Below are 24439 nucleotides of genomic sequence, written 5' to 3' on the forward strand. Positions count from 1 at the left end.
GCAAATCACCGCGTTGATCATGAATCAATTTGAAGCTACGCTTCGCTTAATGCCTCTATATCCAGAGCATTCCGACCGACCGCGAGCCATGAGCATGAGTTGCAGCGTCGTGTAAATCAGAAGGCCGCCAGTGGCCAGTTCTGCAGCACGCGAATACGAAGAGAATGGTGAATATAAGGATATGATTAACCCGACCACAAGCAGCGCTAGCCAAGTCGTGCAAATCACATAATATACAATCGGGCATGTTCCAAATCCCCAATTCGGGAGTGATTGCATTTCCCACATGGAAGTGCGTGCATCTGCATTTACGAGCAAAGAAAGAATAACTATTGACGCGGCCAGAGCAAAATTCATTGGCGAATCGGGTGACAGTGAATTCGATAAGAGAGCGGACGGCGATGGATATACTGTAAGCGCTCCAACAACGAATAGGGCGAAGTTCAACAACACGTTTTGATGGAAAAAATAGGCCCGTTGCCATGGTAAGCGGAATCGAGTCTTGTTTGTCAATATCGGCACAGCAATGATCAAAACTCCCAGTTCATATTTGACGGGCAAACCTATCATGGATGTGAGGATCGGTAGGCAAGACAACGCGAGAAGCGTATGAGAGCTAATAGACAATGAGCTCGAGATGGCGTCGTAAACTAATCCCAGTACTTTTCCATCAAGATTGGTACTATGCGGCCCATATTTATCTGCGATTCCCAACATCACAAGCGGCAAGGCCTGATTGTCATCTACATAACGTTCTGCAGTGAGGGAATTTTGAAGCGTGCGTGCAAGTCTTTCCACATCGTTAATAAATGTGAGGCAACGAGCAAGATGTACCGTATTCGACCAAGTGAGCGGATTTCTATATGAGAGCTTCTCAGAAATCCTCTCATAGACAAGATTTGCTAAAAAGGCGGCTCTATCTTTGGGGAGTTTATCGAGTATATTGATCAAGCGTGGCGTTGCGTCATCGTCTAGACGCTTTGATAAAAGTTCAGCAGCATCATACCAGTGTGTATGTGCGGGATTCGAGACCCACTCAAGAAGAAGTTTCTCGAAGGTGCTACTCAGATATCCCGTCATGTCCAGGACGGATTTCCACGACAAGGGATAGTGAGAAAGGGTCTCTGTCGCAACCCCAGTACCCGCTGTTGCAAGCACCCTTCCGGCTAGATTTGCGATGCTGCTTTGCCCTAGCTCTAACCGGTTCCCCAACTCTTCGCAAATTCTCCTTTCGATGCCACCAGATACCTTTCGGAGGAGCGATACTAATGGAAGAACAGACGTCTCGTCATCCAAGTCAAGTTGCTGAAGCGCCAAAGTCGCTGCAGTTTCCTGCAATTCCAGAGAGGGAGTTGGGGCCTCGGCTACGGCTACGGCTCCAAGCATTGGCGATACTTCAAAAAGCGCTCGCACATAAGCTGTTGGGTCTGAGACTTGAGCGACGGCGAGCAGCGTCGATTCTCGCCACCAAGTGGGCGGCTCGAGACGAGCTACCTCCGCCGGCGTGAATTTATTAACGAGATTTAGGGAAGCAAAGTACTCTTGGAGCGCAAATTGCACAAAAATGACAAAGCCCGGTACATCCTGCACTAAAATTCCGGTCTTTCTCGCTAGATTATCGACGAAGGCCGCAGCATTGTGAGCCTCTATTCCATAGCGTGGCAGTACCTCAGTAAGAAAATCTATACAAATGTCTCGGTCAAGTTCTACGTTTTGCTGAATTTGCATTTGCAGCGCTATCTCCACTAGTACAGCTCCGTACGATTGTCGCCAAACATCCGGGGCATGACCTTGCGCAGTAGCCCAATCTTCAACAAGAGTTTTCTTTATCTTTTCGAGATAACGAACTCGCTCGCCTGGGATACCAAGATTGGACTCAGTATACAATAAGAGACTTCCAATTAAGAGAAGTGGCGATCTAGAAACCTCCAATACTTTAGGACTTGCATTCAAATCCGCCCAGAAACCGCCAGCACTCTTGTTTGTAGGGTAACGAAGAGGCCAGTGTCTAGCGAACATCTGTATTTGGTCATCCTTTAGTGGAAGAACTTCCCAAATATCGGGAATAGATAAGAGAATAGGCCTGTATGCTTCTTTTCTACAAGTAACTATTAAACTGCTATGCTGTCCTTTGAAGTACCTCATATAGAACGTATCTATCGCTTCGCATGCTTCCTCCAACAGGTTAGGCCGGACCTCATCGAGACCATCGAGAACACATAGACAAGACGGGGTGCGTAGTTTGTCAATCAAAAGACTCTTGGCATCCTTTATATCCAACGCTTCGAGCTTTCTAGCCAGTAACTCCTCGATTGTGGCTTTGGATTCATATTCCCTAAGCCGAAGAAAAAATGGCATCGTTTTCGAGCCACCGTCACGTAAAGCTTCAAGAACTCTGTTCTTGACGTAAGTCGACTTACCCGCCCCTGGACCGCCGACTAGTACAAATTGACGCGGCCTAGATTCAGCACTTTCCCACCCTGCCTTTCCCATAAGGTCTGATGCTATGATTCCAATACGAACGTAAACTTTCGCTAGATCGAATCCTTCTCTACGCCCTATAACGACCAGAGTAGAGATATCTTTACGAAGCTCGTGTCGATAGCGCCGGATCGAGAAGTGTCTGTTTAGAATTCGTATCAACCATCTAAACCCCCCCTTTCACCAAAGCGCAATTAATCCTAGGCCACCTGGTACCAAGACAACGATCACTTCGTTCAACTTCACATCGCGGAACGAAGCAAGGAACGTTGGCCAAAAATCGGCAAGCACTTCTACACTCCCTAAACTATCGCTTTATCAACGATAAGAATTGTGGTCGCGATATATCGCGTTCGACGATATGGTTGCACATCTGGGTCAGTTACGCTAGCCCCTAGGAATGGTATCCGGCGTATACCTTCAGTGTCCGTCCGGAAGCTTTTCGAGTTATTAGAACCGGTTAGCTGACGGGGCTTGAACTTATTAAATCTCCCATGATTCGATGACTGGTACCGATTCGCGAGGTATCAGATGTGGACGAACGAAAACCGTCATCGGTATGACCGGGACCGGCTTCGCTACCCGAGTGATATGACGAGCGACGAATGGGCGCTGGTAGAGTGTCTGATCCCGCCCGCCAAGCGTGGCGGCCGACGGCGCGAGGTCGATGTCCGGGAAGTGTTGAATGGCATCATGTATGTGCTGAGCACAGGCTGTCAGTGGCGCTACATTCCGCGGGATTTGCCGCCGCGCAGCACCCTGCACGACTACCTCCAGCGCTGGGACTATGATGGGACTTTAGGCAAATTCATTATGTTCTCTATCAAAAATGCCGCGAACAGATTGACCGGGACGCAAGTCCAACCGCCTGCATCGATCCCAAGGGGTATGATGCGGGGAAGAAAATCAGTGGCAAGAAGCGGCATATTCTGGTCGACACCCAGGGCTTGCTGATGCATGCGGTCGTTCACCCTGCCGACGTCCAAGAACGTGACGGTGGACTGCTGGTTCTGGCGACCTTATTTGGCCTTTATCCGTTCCTGCGGAAGCTCTTCGCCGATGGCGGCTATCAGGGGCCACAGTTCCGCAATGAACTGGCGAAGGTGCTGCCTCGGCTGTCGGTGGAAATCGTCAAGCGTTCAGATGCTGCCAACGGCTTTGAGGTATTGCCCAGACGTTGGATCGTCGAGCGGACCTTCGCATGGCTCAACCGCTGTCGCCGGCTCGCCAAGGATTTCGAGAACCGTGACCGCAACGCGTTGAATTTCCTGCGGCTCGCCTCGATCCGGATGATGCTCAGAAAACTATGCAATCCAGCTTGAACTTTCCGGGCGGACTCTAAGCGTGCCGGGCCGTGGGGCCATGGCGCTCCTCGTTAACGGCACCGGTTATGATATTCGGGACCCCGCATTACGGTTCCTACTGTGTAGACTGGTTCGCCCCCCATTCATCTTCAGTTGGGCGGTTCTATCACCCCTGACGCCTGACCCTCGCCACCCCTAAACCGCCCCCATCCGCTGCCCCGTCCGAGCATCGAACAGATGCACCATCGCCGGGTCGGGCGTGATGTGGATCATCTCCCCCGGCTTGGCGCTCACCCGTTCGCGGAACGCCGCGATGATCGGGGCGCCGGCGAACTCCGCCATCACCTGCGTCTCCGACCCGGTCGGCTCGATCACGTTGACCCGCGCCCCCACCCCGTCGCCGTTCAACTGGAAATGTTCCGGCCGCACGCCGTAGATAATCGGGCTGCCGTCGGTCACCCCCCGCGTCGAGGGCAGCGGCAGCGCCGTCCCCTCCTCCGACCGGAACGCGCCCCCATCCACCTTGCCCTTCAGGAAGTTCATCGCCGGAGACCCGATGAACCCGGCCACGAACAAATTCGCCGGGTGGTCGTACAACTCCAGCGGCGCGCCGATCTGCTCCACGTTGCCGCCGTTCATCACCACGATCTTGTCGGCCATGGTCATCGCCTCGATCTGGTCGTGCGTGACATACACCGTGGTGGTGGTCAGCCGCTGGTGCAGTTCCTTGATCTCCGCCCGCATGGCAACGCGCAGCTTGGCATCCAGGTTGGACAGCGGCTCATCGAACAGGAACACCTGAGGGTCCCGCACGATCGCCCGCCCCATCGCCACGCGCTGCCGCTGCCCGCCGGACAACTGCCGCGGATACCGGTTCAGATACGGCGCCAGGCTCAAAATCTCCGCCGCTCGGTTTACCTTCTGGTCGATCACCGCCTTCGGGGCGCTGGCCAACGAAAGCGCGAACGCCATGTTGTCGCGCACCGTCATGTGCGGGTACAGGGCGTAGTTCTGGAACACCATGGCGATGTCGCGTTCCTTGGGGGCAACGTTGTTGACCACCCGCTCGCCGATGGCGATCTCACCGCCGGTGATGTTCTCCAGCCCCGCGATCATCCGCAGCAGAGTCGATTTCCCGCAGCCGGATGGCCCGACCAGGATGACGAATTCCCCGTCCTCGATCTCGACGCTGACGCCGTGCAGCACTTCGGTGGACCCGTAGCGCTTGCGGACATCGCGGATGGACACGTTGGCCATGCTGGTCTTTCCTCCGATCGGCGGCCGCGCATTGAACCGGGCGGCTCTCCTGCCTGCTTCTTCGCACGCGGCGACCCGGCACGCAAAGCCCCCCATCCCAAGGTGACGTCCCCACCGGCGATGGCTAGATTGGCCGCGATGCCGAATCGCAAACCCCACCGCCAGCCGAAGCCCATCGCCATAGGGCGGGCGGAATTCGGCCTGTCGAAGCTGGGCATCGCGCGCTTCGACCTCAGCGACCCGTATCACCTGGCGGTCAGCCTGTCCTGGCCGGGCTTCGCGGTCGCCATGCTGGCGTGCTGGCTGGCGATCAACCTGCTGTTCGCCTTCCTCTACGTGCTCAGCCCCGGCGCCGTCGCCAATGTCCCGGGCCAATCCTTCGCCGGCGTGTTCTTCTTCAGCGTCGAGACCCTGGCCACCGTCGGCTACGGGGTGATGTCGCCGGACACGCTGTATGGCCACATCGTATCCGCCGTGGAGATCGTCACCGGCATGGCGTTCACTGCCATCTTCACCGGTTTGCTGTTCGTCCGCTTCTCCCGCCCCAAGGCCAAGATCATCGCCGCCGGCCACGCCGTCGTAACCCGCCACAACGGCCGCCCAACCCTGATGCTGCGCATCATCAACGGCCGCGTCACCATCATGAGCGGCGCCACCGCGCGGCTGTTCGTGCTGCTGGTGGAGCACTCGGCCGAGGGCGCGTTCTTCCGCCGCATCCACGACCTGGAACTGCAGCAGTCGTATTTGCCGCTGTTTGTCATGCCGTGGACGCTGATGCATGTGATCGACGAAGCCAGCCCGCTGCATGGCCATGACGCCGAAACGCTGGCGGCGGCCGACGCCAGGCTGTTCCTGACGATCGACGCCCGCGACCACGCGCTGTCCGCCCAGGTGTACGACATGAAGGATTACCCCGTGGGACGCATCCGCTTCGGCATGCGCTTCAGCGACATGGTCACCCAGGATGAGGGCGGCAAAGCCACCGCCGACCTGACCCGGATCCACCTGCTGGAGCCGGACGGCGGCGCCGAAGCCGCCCCGAGAAGCTGATCCCCGTCTGGCCGTCCCGAACGACGGCGGCTACAAGCCGCTCCACCGCACCGCAACCGACCAAGGAGACCCGATCCGCATGCAACGGCGCACTCTGCTGGCACTCGCCGCGACCCTGTCCCTGGCCGTGATGGCGCAGGCGCCGGAACCGACCAAACCGCAGCCCGAACTGCCGAAGGAAAAGCTGGTCATCGTCACCCATGACGGCAAGCAACACGTCTTCAACGTGGAGATGGCGCTGACCGAGGACCAGCAGACCGTCGGTGAGATGTTCCGCCCCAAGGTGCCGGAAGACGGCGGCATGCTGTTCGACTGGGGCGTCGCCAGGGAATCGCAGATGTGGATGCGCAACACGCTGGTGTCGCTGGACATGGTGTTCATCAACGCCGACGGCTCCATCCGCTCCATCGCCGAGGACACCACGCCGCGCAGCCTGGCGGTAATCGACAGCCGCGGACCGGTGCGCGCCACACTGGAACTGGCCGCCGGGGTGACCGCCAAGCTGGATATCCGCGTCGGCGACACGGTGAAGCAGCGGATTTTCGGCAACGCACCCTGACCGGGGGCCGTTCCGAACGATTGATCCTTGCATCGGAACGCCGCCGCCCATAGGGTCCCGCGGATTCCAACCGTCGGGGCGTGGCGCAGCCTGGTAGCGCGCCTGTTTTGGGTACAGGAGGTCGTGGGTTCGAGTCCCGCCGCCCCGACCATTGGAATGTGATCGCGTGAATCACATGCGCAAATTAGCTTTTCTGGAGACGCCATCCATGCGTGCCCGCATTTTCCAGCCGCCGAAGACCGCCATGCAGTCGGGCTGGGCCAAAACGAAGGATTGGGCACTGGAATTCGTCCCCACCCACGGCCGCACAGCCGACCCACTGATGGGCTGGACCGGGGGCGGCGACACCCAGACCCAGGTGAAGCTGTCCTTCGACACGCGGGAAGAAGCCATCGCCTACGCCGAACGCGCCGGCCTGCAGTATGAGGTCGAATTGCCGCACGCCCGCCGCATCAAGCCCAAGGCCTACGCCGACAACTTCAAATACGGCCGAACCGAGAACTGGACGCATTGACCGGCTGCTGCTGATGGCCGTCTACACCGAGGTCACCGACGACGCGCTGGCGGACTTCCTCGCCGGCTACGACATCGGCACCATGGTCGCCTTCCGCGGCATCGCTGAGGGCGTGGAGAACTCCAACTTCTCCCTCCGCACCTCGACCGGCGACTTCATCCTGACGTTGTACGAAAAACGGGTCGATCCGAACGACCTGCCCTGGTTCCTGGGGCTGATGGAGCACCTGGCGCAACGCGGCCTGGTCTGCCCCCAACCGGTGCATGGCCGTGACGGCGCCGCGCTGCGGCATCTGTGCGGCAAGCACGCGGCGATCACCACCTTCCTGCCCGGCGTGTGGCCAAGGCGCGTGCGGCAGTCGCATTGCGGCCCGGTCGGCACCGCTTTGGCGCAACTGCACCTGGCCGGCGCAGATTACGCCCCGACGCGCCGCAACGCGCTGGATCCGGCAAGCTGGACGCCGCTGCTGGACCGCTGCCGCGCCCGCGCGGATGAGGTGCGGTCTGGTTTAGCCCAACAGTTGGACCAGGCGCTGGGCACCATCCTGGCCGCGTGGCCGTCGTCGCTGCCCGTGGGGCACATCCACGCCGACCTGTTCCCCGACAACGTCTTCTTCCTGGACGAGAAACTGTCCGGCGTTATCGACTTCTATTTCGCCGCCACCGACCTGCTGGCCTACGACATCGCCATATGCCTTAACGCCTGGTGCTTCGAGCCGGATTTCTCCTTCAACGTCACCAAGAGCAAAGCACTGCTGGCCGCGTATCAGGCCGTCCGGCCGCTGTCGGCGGCGGAGCAAGCCGCCCTGCCCGTGCTGTGCCAGGGGGCGGCGATCCGCTTCCTGCTGACCCGGCTGTACGACTGGCTGAACACGCCCGCCGGCGCGATGGTCACCCGCAAGGACCCGCTGGAATATCTGCGCCGTCTGCGATTCCACCTCTCGGCCACGGATGGACGAGCCTATGGCCTCTGATGACATCGTCGTTTCGCTGCCGCCCGATCCCGACAACGTCGTGGAAATCTGGACCGATGGCGGCTGCAAGCCCAATCCCGGTCCCGGCGGCTGGTCGGCCATCCTGACATTCCGCAATGTGGTGAAAGAACTGTCCGGTGCCGAGGCCGAAACGACCAACAACCGCATGGAACTGACCGCGGCGGCGGAGGCATTGGAATCGCTGAAACGCCCCTGCCACGTGGTGGTACACACTGACAGCCAATACCTGAAAAACGGCATCACCCGCTGGAGCACCGGCTGGGTGCGCAAGAACTGGCGCAACGCCGCCGGCGATCCCGTGGCCAACATCGATTTGTGGAAGCGCATCCTCGCGGCGGCGGCGATCCATCGCGTGGACTGGAAATGGGTCCGCGGTCATGACGGAAACGACATGAACGAACGCGCCGACCGCCTCGCCACCGAGGCTCGGCGTGCCGCATTCGGCGCGGACAAATAACAGAATCCGCTGTCTTATCCATGACCGATTGATGATGCCGGTGACGTGATTCGATGTTCCCGGCATATCGAACCACTGTCCGCGCGCGAATATCTGTTTCAGGAGCTACAATGATCGATCGACGGAAAATCATCGCGGCCGGCTTGGCAGGCGCATTCATCCCGGTTTGCGCCGTTCTCGCGCAGCAGCCGCCCGAGGAACGAAAGGACGTGCCCGCCATCGATCATAGCCATGATCAGCCGCACGCTGTCGACCATGCCCCGCCGCATCCGGTCGAACACGTCGCAGAAGCGCGACCGCACATGCCGCCACCGCGCCACGAAGTCCGTCCTCGGTCGCCGGGCGCGTCCTACCATTGGCGAGACGGCCACTGGAACTGGGATGGTCACCAGTGGGCGTGGATGGCGGGCGTCTGGTATCACTGACCACCATCCGACCACCTATGACCTGACGCGGAGCCGGCAAAACCGGCCCGCTTCATCCCCCGTGAGTTGCGGCAACGATCCCGGCGCGCTTGATCGATAACGTCGCACGGCGCACCCTTCCCGCCAAAATTAATCGGGACAGGACAGCCATGAACCGGCGCTCTTTCATTCGCAACACCGCACTCGTCGGCACCACGGCCGCAGCCGGCGTCCCTCAACCTGCCCCCGCAGCCGAACCCACCCCCCGCCCGGCACCACCCGATGCCACCGGCACGCTCGCCCGCTTCATCGTCTCCGCCCGGTTCGAAGACCTGCCCGAAGCCGCCCGCACCGAAGCAGCCCGTTCGTTGCTGAACTGGATGGGTGTCGCCGTCGGCGGATCGCACCATGAAACCATCGACATCGCGCTCGCCGCCGTCACGCCGTTCGCCGGTCCTCCGCAAGCCGGGCTGTTCGGGCGCAAGGAACGCCTGGACATCATGAACGCGGCGCTGCTGAATGGTATCAGTTCGCACGTGTTCGATTTCGACGACACCGACCTGCTGACCGCCGTGCATCCATCCGCGCCCGTCGTCCCCGCGCTGCTGGCGATGGCGGAATATCGCAAGGTCAGCGGCCACGATTTCGTCAACGCGATGGTGCTGGGCATCGAGGCGGAATGCCGCATCGCCCGAGCCGTTACGCCAGCGATGCAAGATGTGGGATGGCATGCGACGGGTGCTGCCGGCGTTTTCGGCGCCGCCGTCGCCACCGCCAAGATCCTGGGACTTGACCAAACGCGGATGTGCCACGCCATCGGTCTGGCCGCGACACAACCCGTTGGCCTGCGGGAGATGTTCGGTTCGATGACAAAAAGCTTTCATCCAGGCCGAGCGGCGCAGAATGGCATGCTGGCGGCGCTGCTGGCGGAGAAGGGTTACACCAGTTCCCTGCACGGGATCGAGGCAAAACGCGGCTGGGCCAACGTCTTGAGCACCGAGCAGCACTACGATGCGATCACCGGAGATCTAGGCAAAACCTACGAGATTTTCCGCAACAGCTACAAACCGTTCGCCTGTGGACTGGTCGTGCATGCCGTCATCGACGGCTGTATCCAATTGCGGAATGAAAATAAGTTGACCCCCGACATGATCGACCGTATCGATCTGGCCGTTCATCCGATCGTGCTGGAACTGACGTCGAAACGGAATCCCCGAACCGGGCTGGAAGGCAAGTTCAGCGTCTATTACGCCGCGGCGATCGCGGTCATCGCCGGACAGGCCGGGGAAGCGCAGTTCAGCGACGCGGCGGTGACCGATCCGGTGGCGGTCGCATTGCGTGACCGTGTCGAAACGACAATAGGCAAATCCCTGGCGCAAGATCAGGCTCGGGTCACGATCAAGCTCAAGGACGGGCGCGTGCTGAATCGTTTCATTACCCACGCGGTCGGCAGCGTCCAGGTTCCGATGACCAATCAGCAGCTTGAAGCGAAATTCACCAATCTCGTCGCCGGTATCCTGCCCGACGATCGGGCTCGGCATCTGATCGACCTGTGCTGGAACGTCGAGCGTAGCGATGACGCCGGCGATATCGCGCGCGCCGCGGCGGCGGCATAACGCCGTCTCGTGCCTACCGGTTCGGCCACAGCCCAGGGGTCGCGACCTCCAGCGAATGACCGTCCGGATCGCGGAAATACAGGCTGGTCCCGCCCCGAGGCCAGCCGATCCGGCTTTCCACCGCGACATCGTGATCCAGCAGATGCCGCTCCCACGCGGTCAACTCCCCGAACGGGATCGCAAACGCCAGATGCAGCGCCCCGCGCCCATGATGCGGTGGAATGACACCGCCTGGCCCTGGCGCCGGCTGATCGGTCATGCCGTGGCGAAACAGCAGCAGCACCTGCTCGCCGGGAACCTCCATCGCGCACATGCGATCGTCGTGGAAAACCGTGACGAACCCGAACATCCGCTCGTAAAACCCGCGCGACCGCTCCAGATCGTCCACATAGAGCGAACTCTCCAGGATCTGGCTGACCCGCGGTGTCGTTCGCTGCATGAACCCAACCTCCCTTGCCGCCGGATCGTATGGGTCCGGGACGAAAGCTGGATTAGACCCGCTTCCGCGCCACCGACTTGATCACACCCCGCGGCCGGCCGGATGCCAGCCCGATCTCCCGGTCCTGCGCCTCGATCGCCGCCTTGGCCGGTTCATCGCCATCCAGGCCGCCCAGCATAGACCCGAGCACCTTGCGGTTGGAGGTAACCGTCCCATCGACATAGGTCACATCGAACAGCACGAACGTGCTCTCATTGCGTCGTTTCATCGCCATCGCATCAATCCCGTCCCAAGGCGTCCCCGGTCACGACCCGCTCGTTTCCTCGGACTCCTGCGGCGGTGCAGTTCCATCCAGCTCGGCCTTGCGTCGCGCCAGAGCGGCATCCTCCCGCTCGCGCAGCTTCGCTTCCTTCTTCGCCTGCTTCGCGCGATCTCGTTCGGCCCGCTGCTGATTGTAGTTCGGCTTGAATACCATGACACCCTCTTGCATCCCCCTCGGCGTGCTTCCGGACGAAGCGGTTACCGGGGTGCGTCCCTATAAGCCGCTTTTATACGGGCGCGTCCGCCAGCGATACCGCGGGTTCAGATGATTTCGCCTCGGCCTCTTCCCGAACCCGATCGGCCCGCTGATCGGACCTGGCCGTGTCAGCCGTCCGCCCATCGACCAGTTTCTGCGTCAGCTTGACGATCGCGTCCGCCTTGTCGGTTCCCACCACCCCGGCAAACTCCCCGGCGAGGCGGTCGATCGCCAGTTCGAACAGGTTGCGCTGGCTGTAACTGGGGGCGGATCCGTTGGCCGCGCTTTGCAGGTCGCGGCACACTTCGGCGACCATCTTCAGATCGCCGGAGTTGATCTTCGCCTGGAATTCCTGCGCGCGCTTCGCCCACATCAACCGGCTGACCTTGGGGCGCCCGGCCAGGATCGTCATCGCCTGCGCCATCGCCTCGGGAGTCGCCAATTTGCGCAGACCGGTCACCCGAGCCTGCGCGACGGGAACCCGCAACGTCATCTTGTTTTCATCGAAGGAGATATAGATCAGGTCCAGCTTGTGGCCGCCAATCTCCTCCGACCCGATCTTGTCGATCTTGCCCACGCCGTGCGTCGGATAGACGACAAAGTCGCCCTTCCGGAACGGATCGTCATCCTGCTGCTTCGGCTGCGCCGCCGTCGCACCGTATGCCGCCGATACCATGGCCTTCGTGATTTCTGCTGCCGCCAATTTATCCACCCGCCTAAAGTCCACGTCTTATATAGGACTTTTCGCCCGAGATACACCGACTTCATTCGGGGCATTCTCCCCGCGCAAGCCCCCGGGGAAATTATTCATCTTGGATCGACAGGGGCAGCCAGGCTTCGAATCTTACCCCTGGCACTCTCATAGGAAGAGTGCTAACACCTCCCGACCGGCGAAACATATTTTGTCGTGCATGCCAATTCAGCCCCCTGTGGGACCCCTGTCTGGCTACGACGAAACTTCGTTATCGGCGCTCGCCGGTGACAGCCGGCTACGCATTCGATTTTCGGGAAGGATACGCAAATGCCTGCCAAGGACGTTCGGTTCGGTGGCGATGCCCGCCAGCGCATGACGCGCGGTGTGGATACACTCGCCGAGGCCGTGAAAGTCACGCTGGGTCCCAAGGGACGCAACGTGCTGCTCGATAAAAGCTATGGGTCTCCGCGCATCACCAAGGACGGTGTCTCGGTCGCCAAGGAAATCGAGCTTGCCGACAAGTTCGAGAACATGGGCGCCCAGCTTGTGCGCGAAGTCGCCTCCAAGACCGCCGACCAGGCCGGTGACGGCACCACCACGGCCATCGTGCTGGCGCAGGCGATCGTCCGTGAAGGGTCGAAGTCGGTGTCCGCCGGCATGAACCCGATGGACCTCAAGCGCGGTATCGACAAGGCGGTCACTGTGCTGATCGAGGAGCTTAAGAAGCGCTCCAAGAAGATCACCACCCAGGCGGAAACCGCCCAGGTCGGCACCATCTCCGCCAACGGCGAAGTCGAAATCGGCAAGATGATCGCCGAAGCGATGCAGAAGGTCGGCAACGAGGGTGTGATCACCGTCGAGGAAGCCAAGACCGCGCTGACGGAACTGGACGTCGTCGAGGGCATGAAGTTCGACCGCGGCTATATGTCGCCGTACTTCATCACCAACGCCGAGAAAATGACGGTCGAGCTGGAAAACCCCTACATCCTGCTCAACGAGAAGAAGCTGTCCAGCCTGCAGTCCATCCTGCCGGTGCTGGAAGCCGTCGCCCAATCCGGGCGTCCGCTGCTGATCATCGCCGAGGACGTCGAGGGCGAAGCCCTTGCCACTTTGGTTGTGAACAAGCTGCGTGGTGGCCTGAAGGTCGCCGCCGTCAAGGCTCCCGGCTTCGGTGACCGCCGCAAGGCGATGCTGGAGGATCTCGCCGTCCTGACCAAGGGCGAAGTGATCAGCGAAGACCTCGGCATCAAGCTGGAAAACGTCACCCTTGCCATGCTCGGCACCGCCAAGCGGGTGCTGATCGACAAGGAAAACACCACGGTCGTCGAAGGTGCCGGCAAGAAGGCCGACATCCAGGCCCGTTGCGGGCAGATCCGCGCGCAGATCGAGGAAACCACCTCGGACTACGACAAGGAGAAGCTGCAGGAACGTCTCGCCAAGCTGGCCGGTGGCGTCGCCATCATCCGCGTCGGCGGATCGTCCGAAACCGAAGTGAAGGAGCGTAAGGATCGCGTCGATGACGCCCTGCACGCCACCCGCGCCGCGGTTGAGGAAGGTATCGTCCCCGGCGGCGGTGTCGCCCTGGCGCGCGCCTCGCAGGTCCTGCTGAAGCTGAAGGCGACCAACGAGGATCAGCGCGTCGGCATCGAGATCGTCCGCAAGGCGGCCCTGACCCCGCTGCGCCAGATCGCCGCCAACGGCGGTGAGGACGGTGCCGTCATTTCCGGCAAGACGCTGGAAAAGGACGAGTACAACTACGGCTTCGATGCCCAGACCGGCGAGTTCAAGGACCTCGTCAAGGCTGGTATCATCGATCCGACCAAAGTCGTGCGCTGCGCGCTGCTGAACGCGGCGTCCATCGGTGGCCTGATGATCACCACCGAGGCGATGGTCGGCGACCACGTCGAACCGCCCGCCGAAGCCGCCTGATCGCTGAAACATCCACCGCGCCTTGCGTCAGGCGCGGTGGATGCCCCAGGAAATCGCGATGACCGACGCCAATGCGCCCGATCCCGCATTCGATACGTTCACATCTCGCCTGATCCGCCGCGAAGCGCTGCGCCGCGCCGCCCTGGAACTGTCCACCACCACGCCCGCGGGCCTGGAAAGCGCACTGGCCAAAATCTCCGCCGAAGTGACGGAAGAAGCCGCCGAAGCGAAAATCACCCCCAAGCGCTAAGACTACCAGCCTCAACAACGTTCGGCGGGCCTCGGCGCCCTCGATTCGTCCCTGCGACTCGTCATAGCCCGGCGCCAGTCCGGGCTATCCGCCACGATATGGATCTGATGACCTGGACTTCACCGGTCCATGGCGACGCCGACATCTCAATGCGATCTCGCTTCAGAAAATGGAGAAGTTTTCCGATGGCTGACGCCCGATGCAGTTGCGGCGCGCTGGCAGAACCCAACCCAACCCGCCGAGGGCATCCTCTCCACCTATCGCGGCACCATCGACCCCACCGACATCCAGCCCGCAATCAAGGGCAGCCCCTACTCCACCTCATCCGTCACGACCTTGAAACTGACCAGCGTGTTCGGCCCGAACGCGTTGCTGATCGGCACATCCACCGCATCCCGCCCCCGGGCGATCAACACCCGTCCATACAGCGGCTTGTTGTTGCGCGGATCGAACGTATGCCACGCCCCATCCAGATAAGCCTCGAACCACCCGGCGAAATCCATCAGCGAATGTGGCGGAGGCACCCCGATATCGCTCAAATACCCCGTGCAATACCGTGCCGGAATGTTCATCGCCCGACACAACGCCACGCCCAGATGCGCAAAATCACGGCATACCCCGCGCTTCTCATTGAACACCTCCCAGGCCGTCTTGGTGGACCGGGCGGCCATGTAGTCGAAGGTGATATGGTTGTGAACGAAATCGCAGATCGCCTGCACCCGAGCCCAACCCGTCGGCCCCTGCCCGAACATCGCCCACGCCGTTTCCGACAACCGGTCGGTCTCGCAGTACCGGCTGCCCAGCAGGAATACCATCGCCTCATCCGGCAGGTCCTGCACCGCATGCTGCCGCGCCGACGCCACGATCGGATCCGGCAGGCCGGCATCGTTGACCACGGCGGTGCTGGCGATCCGCGTCCGCCCCGCCGGCACCACAAGGCGCGAGCACCAGTTACCAAACGAATCGTGATAGGCATGGACTGGTACCGCCGGTTCTGTCACCAGATGATCCGGGACCACGATATCGGCGACTCGGGAATGATGGACGTGCAGCATCAGCACCATTGGCGTGGGTTGGACGCAGTCGTAAACGATTTCGTAGCCGACACGGATTTGCATGTTGATCCTTGTTTCGAATGGTAGCTGATCGGGCATGGTCCCAAAACCAGGCATCTCAGGTTAGGAAAACGGCTCCATGGCGCGTGAAACCCTCTATCTCGTGCAGGCATTCACCGCCGGCAAAGGCATGCGGTTGACCGCCGATACGCCCGTCCGCTGCCGATCTCCCGAAATCGCGCGCCAGCGGGCCGAGAATCTGGTGCCGACCCGGGCCGGAGTCGTCGCATTCTCGACCTCGGGCGACGCGGAACTGGGTGATTACGACGACGAGCCGACGATCATATTCAAGGCGGGACGTTTGCCGTCATCATTTGAAGAAGCGTGAAACGGCGGATCATTTATTGGCCGCATAAATCTCGCTTTTTTGGCATTCCGCCGGACGCGACCGCCATTTGGGCGAAGTCTGCCGGCTTGTAACCGCCATTTCGACCGCACGATCCTTACAGCCTTATCGGCCGTCCCGCCAGCCGATTGCGGCGCCGGCCTTGCATTTCCGCGCGATCATGCGCAAATGGAGGCTCAATTCGCGTGGGATTTCCTTCGCCCGCCTGTCGTGGACAGGATCTGTCGTCAGCCTGGCCTGACCCGACCATCCACAGATCGACCCAGTGCTCGCGGCAACCGCCTCGGGTTCGTTGCGACCGAAGCGATCGCTCACCAAAAGGAAGATACGCATGAGTGCAGTGCCCACCGACGACCCGATGCAACCCGACGCCGAGCCGGTGGATAACGCGGCCGACGCGATGAAGGACCAGTTGCAAAAAGACGTCGCATCCTGGCGTGAAGGCCGCGCGGACGGATCGGCGCGTGGTGCCACCGAACTCAGCGTCGCCGTGACCCGCTCCATCGTGCCGCCCACCACCGCGCGCATGAAGCGGGCCAAGCCCGTAACCCCGGAGGTCAGGTCCGCGACGACTGAAAAGAAGCCGTTCGGCATGTCCTATGACGGCACCAGCCGGCAGGACTACATCAAGCTGATGATCTCCCGCGGCGCCAGGTGAGCTGGGTCACCTTCGAAGCCGCCACCGGCGGCCTCGTGACGGTGCAGCTTCGCCATATCGTGGCGATCTATGACGAACAAGGTTCGGTCAAGCTGGCGACCAGTTCGGGCGGGGTGCATATCCTGAAGGACATCACCGTGCAGCGCGCCGCGGCGATGGTCTCCAAGGCCGAGGATGCGACGGCGACGCGCCTCGACCCATGACGCGGGGCACCGTTTCCCAAACGTCACGTGCAAATGCGCGGTCGCCATGGGATGGTGAGTAATGGCCGACACGACCTATCGGATTGTCCGGCGCGAGGACGACAGCTTCGCCGTCGAAATCAAACGCTTCGGCGCGCTGCCACAAACCGCGGCCGGCTTTGCCACGGAGGCCGCGGCCAAGGGGTGGATCGCCCAGGATGAACGCCTGCGCTCCGATTCGTTTGGGCCGCCGGCGGCCCGCCCGTGGCGCGCGGTATAGTCAGGTATTGTTGCCACCCGAACCGCCGAACAGTCCACCCAGCAGGCCGCCGACACCCACCGCCGCCACCCCACTGCCGGTCGTCGTCTCGGTCCGGCCGGGCAGGTAACGGCCGATCTCCTCCGCCAGGTTCAGGATCGGCATGCTCTGCAAGGCAATGTGGCCGGGTCCGGTCAACGTCGCCAGGAACAGCCCCTCCCCACCGAACAGCACATTCCGGAAACCGCGGACCATCTGGATGTCGAACCCGACGGTCTGCGCCATCACCCCGACATGGCCGGCATGGACCAACAGCCGCTCGCCAGGGGCGAGGTCACGCTCCACCACCTCACCCGACAGGTCGAGGAACACCGTCCCCGGCCCCGTGACCTTCTGCAGGATAAACCCCTCGCCGCCGAAAAATCCCGCGCCCAGGCGCTTCTGCCAGGCGATTTCCAGGCTCACCGACCGTTCGGCGACCAGGAACGTCTCTTTGCGGCAGATCAGCGACTGACCGGGCGCCAGCGTGACCGGCATGATCGTGCCGGGAAACCGCGGCGCGAACGCGACATGACCGTTGCCGCGCGCGGTGAACTCGGTGATGAAAAAGCTGCCGCCGCCGAAGCTGCGCGCCAGCCCGGCGAAAAAACCGCCGCCGGTGTTGGTGTTCATCTCGACGGCATCGTTCATCCAGCACATGCAGTTGGTCTGGCTGTAGACGACCTCACCCGGCATCAGATCGACCGCGACGGTCTGCATCAGCGTGCCGGTTATCGTGTATTGCATCCTCCTTGCCCCCATCATTCGATCCAAATCCTGCATCGACCGATGCCGATTCGGACATGGACCTGTCAAGGCACGTCCCCTATGGACCCCCCCATCGCGGTCAACGATGCCGCGCGCTCCACGAGGAAAATGCCCATGACGACCCTGCAGGCTCGGTGGTGGCGGATCGGCGGCTCGCTGATGGCGGGTCTGTTCGTCGCCTACCTGGATCGAACCAACCTTTCGGTGGCGATCCCCTCCGTCGCCAAGGATATGGGTTTCGCGGGCGCCAAATTCGCCGAGACGTCCAGTTGGGCGCTGACGATCTTCCTGATCGGCTATGCCGTCGCCAACGTCCTGGGTGGCATCCTCACCCGCCAGATGGACCCGAAAATCGTGGTGATCTGGACGTTCGCGCTGTGGTCGGTCGCCACCATCGTGGTGGGCGCGACGAGTTCGCTGATCGTGCTGCTGGTCTGCCGGCTGATTCTGGGCGTGGCGGAGGGCATCTACTGGCCGCAGCAATCGCGCTTCGCCCGATCGTGGTTCGCACCGGACGAACTGACCAGGGCCAATAGTGTCATTCAATACTATGGCCAATTCCTCGCCCTGGCCTTCGGTTTCATGGCGCTGACACCGATCTATCAGGCGTTCGGCTGGCGTATCCTGTTCTTCCTGACCGGCGGCCTGGGCCTAGTCGTCATCGTCCCGCTCTACGCTGCCGTCCTGCGTCCGGAAACCGAGGCACCTTATCACGTCCCACTGGCTGACGTCGTCCAGCCACGCCTGACGCTGGCGGCGCTGGGCGGGGCGCCATTCCTGCTGCTGGTGTTCAGCTACATCACGCAAGGGATGCTGTTCTGGGGCGTCACGCTGTGGATTCCGCTGGCGGTGCGTTCCATCGGGTTCACCGGCACCAGCCAGGCGGTCGCCAGTTGCCTGCCTTATGTCGCGGCCGTCGTGCTCGCGGTGCCGATGGCGATCATCAGTGACCGGACCAAAAAGCGCGTGTTGATCGCTGCGCTGGGCCTGCTGATCCCCGGCATCCTGCTGCTGCTGTTGCCACAGTTTAGCAGCGGCTACGGCAAGCTGGCCCTGATCACCGTCGCGCTGGGGTACTACGTCAGTAGCTACACGCCGAATATCTGGTCGATCCTGCAGGCCTCGGTGGAACCGTCGGCGGTCGGTTCGGCATCCGGGATCATGAACGGGCTGGGCGCCGGCGGCGGAGGCACCATCGCCGGCTTCCTTGTGGGCATGCTGAACGCCGCCACGGGGTCGTATATGTCCGGGTTCATGGTCCTGGGCGGCCTGGTAATCCTGGGCGGGATCTCACTGCTGATCTACGGCCGGCTGAAGCAGCAACAATTAGCCGTCGCTGGCGGATAGTTTCGGCAGCACCTTCTCGCGAAACGCCAGCAACGCGGGATTGTCCTTCCCGCGCCGCCAGATCAACTGCAACTCTGCCGGCGTGCGCGGCACCGGCCGCAAATCGCGCAAAACCACCCCGCGCGCCAGCAGGTTGCCCGCCGACCTGGGCACCAGCGACACCCCCATCCCCGCACTGACCAAAGCCAGGATCGCATGGATCTGGCTAACATGCTGAACGAAGCGCGGGGTAATATTGGCCGTCCGAAACAAGCCTGTGGTCAGGTCGTGAAAATACCGCCCCTCGGTCGGCGCGTCCGCCGCATACATGATGAACGGCACATGATCCAGGTCGCGCAGGCCTGGTGCCTCGCCCCGAGCCATCGGGTGATTCTCCGGCGCCGCCAGCACCAGTGGTTCGCGCAGCACGCACACCAGTTCATTGCCGCGCCGGTCCACCGGCAACCGCACCAGCCCGGCATCCAGCCGGTCGGCGGCCAGCGCCTCCATCTGCCGAGCGGTGATCATCTCACGCAGCACCAGATCGACATCGGGCATTTCCGCGGTCGTCAGCGCCACCAATCGCGGCAGGAACCCGTAACTGGATCCGGCAGTGAACCCCAACGTGATGGATCCGGCCGCACCTTGCGCGACGCGCCGCGCCGCCACCGCCGCCCCCTCCGCCAACATCAGCATTTGCCGTGCCTCCGGCAAAAATGCTCTGCCGGCCTGAGTCAGTTGAACGGAACGGCTGGTGCGCTCAAACAAGGTGACGCCCAGATCGTGCTCCAGCAGTTGGATTTGTCGGCTCAGCGGCGGCTGCGTCATGTTCAGCCGCTGTGCTGCACGCCCGAAATGCAGGTTTTCCGCCACGGCGACAAAACAGCGAAGCTGGTTGAACTCAAACATCAAGACCCATTTTAGATCGATCCATGCCGACTTTGGCTTGGACGAGACCTAATACCCTCCCTATGGTCCGCGCGCCATAACTGCTGGGTGAGGCAGGTAAGGCCAGGGGCTTTGCCCCTGGACCCCATCAAAGGCACAGCCTTTGAAATCCATTCATTGGGTTTGGGGGGAGGAGGGCCAACACAGTCGTTGCAACATCGACGTCAGCCGTCCTCCCCCCAAACCCAAAGTAACGGTTCCAAGGGGCCTCGCCCCTTGGCGGGTCCAGGGCAGCGCCCTGGCCTTCCTTCCCTCACCCGCCCACAAAAATCCGGGAGTTTGAATGTCGATCGCCATTGGCACAGCCGAACGCACGCGGGGCCGCATTCGTTTCACGATCGTCGCGATGCTGTTCGCGATCACGTTGGTGAATTACGCTGATCGGGCGACGCTCTCGATTACCGGCCCGGTCATTTCGAAAGACTTCGGCTTCACCTCGATCCAGATGGGCTTCATTTTCTCGGCGTTCGGCTGGTCATATGTGATCGGCCAGATCCCTGGCGGCTGGCTGCTGGACCGGTTCGGCTCGAAAGCGGTCTATTTCGGCAGTATCGTCACCTGGTCGTTCTTCACGCTTCTGCAAGGCGGTGTCTGGATCGTCGGCACCGTCGCGACCGTTTATGCACTGTTCGCCCTGCGCCTGCTGGTCGGCTTTGCCGAGGCACCATCCTTCCCGGCCAACGGGCGGATCGTCGCCGCCTGGTATCCCGCCAATGAACGGGGCACGGCGTCGGCCATTTTCAACTCGGCACAGTATTTCGCGACCGTGGTGTTCGCCCCGGTCATGGGCTTCATCACCGTCCGGTATGGCTGGCCCTATGTGTTCTTCTTCATGGGCGGACTAGGGATTCTCGCTGGCCTCGCGTGGCTGAAAATCATCTACAGCCCGAAACAGCACCCACGGCTACGCCCCGCTGAACTGGATTACATCGCCCAGGGCGGCGGGCTGGTGAACCTGGATCAGCCCGGGCAGCACGCCGCCCGCCACGACGCGGCCTCACAGGTGGGATACCTGAAGCAACTGCTGCAAAGCCGCATGATGATCGGCATTTACCTCGGGCAGTTCTGCATCAACGCGATCACTTACTTCTTCATCACCTGGTTTCCCGTCTACCTGGTGCAACAGCGCGGCATGTCCATCCTGCATGCCGGCCTGGTTGCCTCCGTCCCGGCGATCTGCGGCTTCAGCGGCGGTGTGCTGGGCGGCATCTGGTCCGACTTCCTTCTGCGCCGTGGCTGGTCGCTGACCGCGTCCCGCAAAATCCCCATCGTCGCCGGCATGCTGCTGTCGATGAGCATGATCGTCTGCAACTACACCGATGCCCAGTGGCTGGTGGTGGCGATCATGGCGCTGGCCTTCTTCGGCAAAGGCATCGGTGCCCTCGGCTGGGCGGTGATTTCCGATGCCGCGCCGAAGGAGGTCGCCGGTCTCAGTGGCGGTCTGTTCAACATGTTCGGCAATATCTCCTCCATCACCACGCCGATCATCATCGGCTACATCCTGCACGCCACCGGATCGTTCAACGGCGCCCTGGTGTTCGTCGGAGCCAACGCCGCCGTGGCCATCCTGAGCTATGTCCTGGTGGTGGGAGACATCAAACGCCTGGAACTGAAGCCCCTATCCGGATTGGCGGGGCAACGATAAACCATTGACTACATTCAGCCTGCTTATCGGAGGATCCCTGACCATGCCCGACAGCCATACGCCACCATCCGCACAGAAATCGGCCGCGGACCTGCGCAGCGCCCGCTGGTTCGGCCCCGCCGATCTGCGATCCTTCGGCCATCGGTCGCGCGCGATGCAGATGGGCTATTCGCCGGAGGAGTGGACGGGCAAGCCGGTGATCGCCATCGTCAACACCTGGTCCGACCTGCAGCCGTGCCATGCCCACTTCAAGCAGCGCGTGGACGACGTGAAGCGCGGCATCCTGATGGCCGGCGGTTTCCCGGTGGAACTGCCCGCATTGTCGGTGTCGGAAAGCTTCGTGAAGCCCACAACCATGATGTACCGCAACATGCTGGCGATGGAGACCGAGGAACTCCTCCGCTCCCATCCCGTGGATGGTGCCGTGCTGATGGGCGGCTGCGACAAGACCACGCCCGGCCTGCTGCTGGGTGCCACCAGCATGAACATCCCCACCATCTATCTGCCCGCCGGCCCCATGCTGCGCGGCAATTTCCAGGGCAAGTTCCTCGGGTCCGGCTCCGACAGCTGGAAATACTGGGATGAACTGCGCGCCGGCAAAATCACCGACAAGGAATGGCTGGGCGTCGAACAGGGCATCGCCCGCAGCTATGGCACCTGTATGACGATGGGCACCGCCAGCACCATGACCGCCATCGCCGAGGCCGTCGGCATGGTCCTGCCCGGCGGTTCCAGCGTCCCCGCCGCCGATGCCGGCCACATCCGCCTCGCATCGGAATCCGGCCGGCGCATCGTCGAGATGGTGTGGGAAGACCTGACCCCATCAAAGATCCAGACCCATCAGGCGTTCGAGAATGCGATCGCCGTCGCCATGGCGATGGGGTGTTCCACCAATGCCATCATCCATCTCATCGCGATGGCTCGCCGCGCCGGCCAGGATATCGGGCTGGCCGACTTCGAGCACTACAGCCGCCGCGTCCCGGTGATCGGCAATGTCCGCCCCAGCGGCAGCCAGTATCTGATGGAGGATTTTTATTACGCCGGCGGCATCTGCGCCCTGATGAAGAATATCAGCCAGCATCTGCATCTGGACTGCCCCACCGTCAGCGGAAAAACCATCGGTGAGAACATCGAATCCGCGAAAGTCTTTAACGACGACGTCATCCGTTCGCTGGACAATCCGATCTACGGCGAGGGTTCGCTCGCCGTCCTGACCGGCAATCTCGCCCCCGACGGCTGCGTCATCAAGCCGGCGGCGATGGACCAGAAATTCCTGAAGCACTCCGGCCCCGCCGTGGTGTTCGACGATTACCCGTCGATGAAAAAGGCTGTGGACGACGAAACCTATCCGTTCACCCCGGATCACGTCCTGGTGCTGCGCAACGCCGGCCCGCAGGGCGGCCCCGGCATGCCGGAATGGGGCATGCTGCCGATGCCGAAGAAGCTGCTGAAAGAAGGTTTCCGGGATATGCTGCGGCTGTCCGACGCCCGCATGTCCGGCACCAGCTACGGCGCCTGCGTGCTGCATGTGTCGCCCGAATCCTACATCGGCGGCCCTTTCGCCCTGCTGAAAACCGGCGACTTCGTCAGCGTCGACGTCGATGCCCGCAGCATCCGCATGGAAGTCTCCGACGAAGAACTGGCGCGCCGCCGAGCCGAATGGACTCCGCCGCCGGTGCGGTTCGAGCGCGGTTACGGCTGGGTGTTCACCAAGCACATCCAGCAGGCCGACAAAGGCTGCGACTTCGACTTCCTGCGCACCGATTTCGGCGCGCCGGTTCCCGAACCAGTTATTTACTGAGGAAACCACCGATGTTGACCCCGGAGACCCGCGAGAAGCTGAAAGGCGTCAGCACCGCGACGCTGGCCAGCGCGCTGTACAAGCGCGGCCTGCGCAACCAGATGATCCAGGACGTCCGCCCGCTATCCGCCCCCAAGGGCGGCAGCATGGTCGGTGAAGCCTACACCCTGCGCTACATGCCCGCCCGCGAGGACCTGAATCCGATGACGGTGTTCCGCGACCATAGCCATCCGCAACGCCGCGCGGTGGAGGAATGCCCGCCCGGCGCCGTCCTGGTGATGGACAGCCGTAAGGACACACGGGCGGCCTCGGCCGGCGGGATCCTGGTCACACGGCTGATGGTGCGCGGTGTGGCCGGCGTGGTGACCGACGGCGGATTCCGCGATTCGGCCGAGATCGCCCAACTGGACATGCCCAGCTACCACAACCGCCCGTCCGCCCCGACCAACATCACGTTGCACCAGGCGATCGACATCAACGTGCCGATCGGCTGCGGCGAGGCCCCGGTGTTCCCCGGCGATATCGTGGTCGGCGATGCGGACGGCGTGATCGTCATCCCGGCCGGCATCGTCGAGGAGATCACCGCCGACGCGGTCGAAATGACCGCCTATGAGGATTTCGTCACCGAACGCGTCCGCGCCGGGCAGAAGACGTTCGGCCTCTATCCGCCGACGGACCAAGCGAACCTCGACGCATTCGCTGTCTGGCGGAAGCAGCACGGACGCTGATATCGAACCGGGTCGCCCAACATCGCGGCCGGCCCGATCCATAAGGCCGCATCGGGTCCATTTTCTGCCGATGGGCGCCCCGTCATACTGACGAAGGTCGGTATCCACGCCTTTTGTTCTATCAACCAAAGGCGTGGATGGTGAGCCTGCGCTCACCAT

Annotated in this window: 27 protein-coding genes and 1 tRNA gene; 18 read left to right on the forward strand and 10 right to left on the reverse strand. The window is 61.8% G+C overall.

Annotation, left to right across the window (positions count from 1 at the left end):
* Positions 1 to 24 precede the first annotated feature (24 nt).
* Positions 25 to 2493, reverse strand: a complete 2469-nt coding sequence (locus tag GSQ89_RS15765) for an NACHT domain-containing NTPase (protein ID WP_158926785.1) — start codon at positions 2491 to 2493, stop codon at positions 25 to 27.
* 519 nt (positions 2494 to 3012) lie between these two features.
* Between GSQ89_RS15765 and GSQ89_RS15770 the strand changes: the two genes are divergently transcribed.
* Positions 3013 to 3803, forward strand: a protein-coding gene (locus GSQ89_RS15770) for an IS5 family transposase (protein ID WP_158926787.1) whose coding sequence is annotated in 2 segments (ribosomal slippage) — positions 3013 to 3286 and positions 3286 to 3803 — 792 coding nt in all. Because the reading frame shifts where the segments join, the coding sequence is not laid out codon by codon here.
* Positions 3804 to 3980: 177 nt separating this feature from the next.
* On the opposite strand, the gene GSQ89_RS15775 is transcribed toward GSQ89_RS15770, so the two are convergent.
* A complete protein-coding gene (locus GSQ89_RS15775) occupies positions 3981 to 5042 on the reverse strand; it encodes an ABC transporter ATP-binding protein (RefSeq protein ID WP_158926789.1) in 1062 nt (353 codons plus the stop codon).
* Positions 5043 to 5180: 138 nt separating this feature from the next.
* Here GSQ89_RS15775 and GSQ89_RS15780 point away from each other — a divergent pair, with 138 nt between their 5' ends.
* The 6 genes from GSQ89_RS15780 (at position 5181) to rnhA (ending at position 8616) form a co-directional block, all read left to right on the forward strand.
* Positions 5181 to 6092: an ion channel gene (locus tag GSQ89_RS15780; RefSeq protein ID WP_158926791.1), complete on the forward strand. Its 912-nt coding sequence runs from the start codon at positions 5181 to 5183 to the stop codon at positions 6090 to 6092.
* Positions 6093 to 6171: 79 nt separating this feature from the next.
* Positions 6172 to 6651 carry a DUF192 domain-containing protein gene (locus GSQ89_RS15785; RefSeq protein WP_158926793.1) on the forward strand — a complete coding sequence of 160 codons (480 nt, stop codon included), beginning with the start codon at positions 6172 to 6174 and terminating at the stop codon, positions 6649 to 6651.
* Between the two features lie 74 nt (positions 6652 to 6725).
* A tRNA-Pro gene (locus tag GSQ89_RS15790) sits at positions 6726 to 6802 on the forward strand.
* A gap of 57 nt (positions 6803 to 6859) precedes the next feature.
* Entirely contained in the window at positions 6860 to 7165 is a 306-nt protein-coding gene (locus GSQ89_RS15795; RefSeq protein ID WP_158926795.1) for an ETC complex I subunit, read from the forward strand.
* 13 nt (positions 7166 to 7178) lie between these two features.
* Positions 7179 to 8138, forward strand: a complete 960-nt coding sequence (locus GSQ89_RS15800) for a homoserine kinase (protein ID WP_158926797.1) — start codon at positions 7179 to 7181, stop codon at positions 8136 to 8138.
* Positions 8128 to 8616, forward strand: a complete 489-nt coding sequence (rnhA, locus tag GSQ89_RS15805; RefSeq protein WP_371734254.1) for a ribonuclease HI — start codon at positions 8128 to 8130, stop codon at positions 8614 to 8616. Before GSQ89_RS15800 ends, rnhA begins: the two co-directional genes overlap by 11 nt.
* 98 nt (positions 8617 to 8714) lie before the next feature.
* Here the strand turns inward: rnhA and GSQ89_RS15810 are convergent, their stop codons facing one another.
* Complete coding sequence (locus GSQ89_RS15810) at positions 8715 to 8936, reverse strand: hypothetical protein (RefSeq protein ID WP_158926801.1); 222 nt, start codon at positions 8934 to 8936, stop codon at positions 8715 to 8717.
* A 254-nt stretch (positions 8937 to 9190) separates the two neighbouring features.
* Between GSQ89_RS15810 and GSQ89_RS15815 the strand changes: the two genes are divergently transcribed.
* Entirely contained in the window at positions 9191 to 10636 is a 1446-nt protein-coding gene (locus tag GSQ89_RS15815; protein WP_158926803.1) for an MmgE/PrpD family protein, read from the forward strand.
* 13 nt (positions 10637 to 10649) lie between these two features.
* Here the strand turns inward: GSQ89_RS15815 and GSQ89_RS15820 are convergent, their stop codons facing one another.
* From GSQ89_RS15820 to GSQ89_RS15830, 4 genes are all read right to left on the reverse strand, one after another.
* The gene (locus tag GSQ89_RS15820) at positions 10650 to 11075 is read right to left on the reverse strand and encodes a VOC family protein (protein ID WP_158926805.1); all 426 of its coding nucleotides are present in this window, start codon (positions 11073 to 11075) and stop codon (positions 10650 to 10652) included.
* Positions 11076 to 11127: 52 nt separating this feature from the next.
* Positions 11128 to 11349 carry a hypothetical protein gene (locus tag GSQ89_RS15825; protein ID WP_158926807.1) on the reverse strand — a complete coding sequence of 74 codons (222 nt, stop codon included), beginning with the start codon at positions 11347 to 11349 and terminating at the stop codon, positions 11128 to 11130.
* A 30-nt stretch (positions 11350 to 11379) separates the two neighbouring features.
* Entirely contained in the window at positions 11380 to 11550 is a 171-nt protein-coding gene (locus GSQ89_RS38265; RefSeq protein WP_174254877.1) for a hypothetical protein, read from the reverse strand.
* A 73-nt stretch (positions 11551 to 11623) separates the two neighbouring features.
* Entirely contained in the window at positions 11624 to 12295 is a 672-nt protein-coding gene (locus GSQ89_RS15830) for a CarD family transcriptional regulator (RefSeq protein WP_158926809.1), read from the reverse strand.
* 318 nt (positions 12296 to 12613) lie between these two features.
* Between GSQ89_RS15830 and groL the strand changes: the two genes are divergently transcribed.
* Positions 12614 to 14215, forward strand: a complete 1602-nt coding sequence (groL, locus tag GSQ89_RS15835) for a chaperonin GroEL (protein ID WP_158926811.1) — start codon at positions 12614 to 12616, stop codon at positions 14213 to 14215.
* Positions 14216 to 14273: 58 nt separating this feature from the next.
* Positions 14274 to 14465 carry a hypothetical protein gene (locus tag GSQ89_RS15840; protein ID WP_158926813.1) on the forward strand — a complete coding sequence of 64 codons (192 nt, stop codon included), beginning with the start codon at positions 14274 to 14276 and terminating at the stop codon, positions 14463 to 14465.
* 311 nt (positions 14466 to 14776) lie between these two features.
* Here the strand turns inward: GSQ89_RS15840 and GSQ89_RS15845 are convergent, their stop codons facing one another.
* Positions 14777 to 15583: a transglutaminase family protein gene (locus GSQ89_RS15845; protein WP_158926815.1), complete on the reverse strand. Its 807-nt coding sequence runs from the start codon at positions 15581 to 15583 to the stop codon at positions 14777 to 14779.
* Positions 15584 to 15659: 76 nt separating this feature from the next.
* Between GSQ89_RS15845 and GSQ89_RS15850 the strand changes: the two genes are divergently transcribed.
* The 4 genes from GSQ89_RS15850 (at position 15660) to GSQ89_RS15865 (ending at position 17046) form a co-directional block, all read left to right on the forward strand.
* Entirely contained in the window at positions 15660 to 15908 is a 249-nt protein-coding gene (locus GSQ89_RS15850) for a hypothetical protein (RefSeq protein WP_158926817.1), read from the forward strand.
* A 349-nt stretch (positions 15909 to 16257) separates the two neighbouring features.
* On the forward strand, positions 16258 to 16584 hold the full coding sequence (locus tag GSQ89_RS15855; protein WP_158926819.1) for a hypothetical protein: 327 nt from the start codon (positions 16258 to 16260) through the stop codon (positions 16582 to 16584).
* Positions 16581 to 16787 carry a hypothetical protein gene (locus GSQ89_RS15860; RefSeq protein ID WP_158926821.1) on the forward strand — a complete coding sequence of 69 codons (207 nt, stop codon included), beginning with the start codon at positions 16581 to 16583 and terminating at the stop codon, positions 16785 to 16787. Before GSQ89_RS15855 ends, GSQ89_RS15860 begins: the two co-directional genes overlap by 4 nt.
* 61 nt (positions 16788 to 16848) lie before the next feature.
* Positions 16849 to 17046: a hypothetical protein gene (locus GSQ89_RS15865; protein ID WP_158926823.1), complete on the forward strand. Its 198-nt coding sequence runs from the start codon at positions 16849 to 16851 to the stop codon at positions 17044 to 17046.
* On the opposite strand, the gene GSQ89_RS15870 is transcribed toward GSQ89_RS15865, so the two are convergent.
* Positions 17047 to 17811 carry a TIGR00266 family protein gene (locus tag GSQ89_RS15870; RefSeq protein ID WP_158926825.1) on the reverse strand — a complete coding sequence of 255 codons (765 nt, stop codon included), beginning with the start codon at positions 17809 to 17811 and terminating at the stop codon, positions 17047 to 17049.
* A gap of 135 nt (positions 17812 to 17946) precedes the next feature.
* Here GSQ89_RS15870 and GSQ89_RS15875 point away from each other — a divergent pair, with 135 nt between their 5' ends.
* Positions 17947 to 19179, forward strand: coding sequence for an MFS transporter (locus GSQ89_RS15875; protein WP_158926827.1), 1233 nt, complete (start codon positions 17947 to 17949; stop codon positions 19177 to 19179).
* Here the strand turns inward: GSQ89_RS15875 and GSQ89_RS15880 are convergent.
* On the reverse strand, positions 19159 to 20067 hold the full coding sequence (locus tag GSQ89_RS15880) for a LysR family transcriptional regulator (protein WP_158926829.1): 909 nt from the start codon (positions 20065 to 20067) through the stop codon (positions 19159 to 19161). The two genes, GSQ89_RS15875 and GSQ89_RS15880, sit on opposite strands and share 21 nt — an antisense overlap.
* Before the next feature lie 322 nt (positions 20068 to 20389).
* On the opposite strand from GSQ89_RS15880, the gene GSQ89_RS15885 reads away from it, so the two are divergent.
* The 3 genes from GSQ89_RS15885 to GSQ89_RS15895 are packed head-to-tail and all read left to right on the forward strand — an operon-like array spanning position 20390 to position 24280.
* A complete protein-coding gene (locus tag GSQ89_RS15885; protein ID WP_158926831.1) occupies positions 20390 to 21751 on the forward strand; it encodes an MFS transporter in 1362 nt (453 codons plus the stop codon).
* A gap of 43 nt (positions 21752 to 21794) precedes the next feature.
* Positions 21795 to 23552, forward strand: a complete 1758-nt coding sequence (araD, locus tag GSQ89_RS15890) for an L-arabinonate dehydratase (protein ID WP_158926833.1) — start codon at positions 21795 to 21797, stop codon at positions 23550 to 23552.
* 11 nt (positions 23553 to 23563) lie between these two features.
* Positions 23564 to 24280: a ribonuclease activity regulator RraA gene (locus tag GSQ89_RS15895; protein ID WP_158926835.1), complete on the forward strand. Its 717-nt coding sequence runs from the start codon at positions 23564 to 23566 to the stop codon at positions 24278 to 24280.
* The last annotated feature ends 159 nt before the right edge of the window (positions 24281 to 24439 follow it).

The sequence above is a fragment of the Acidisphaera sp. S103 genome (genome assembly GCF_009765975.1).
In the GTDB taxonomy this organism is placed as follows: Bacteria; Pseudomonadota; Alphaproteobacteria; order Acetobacterales; family Acetobacteraceae; genus Rhodopila.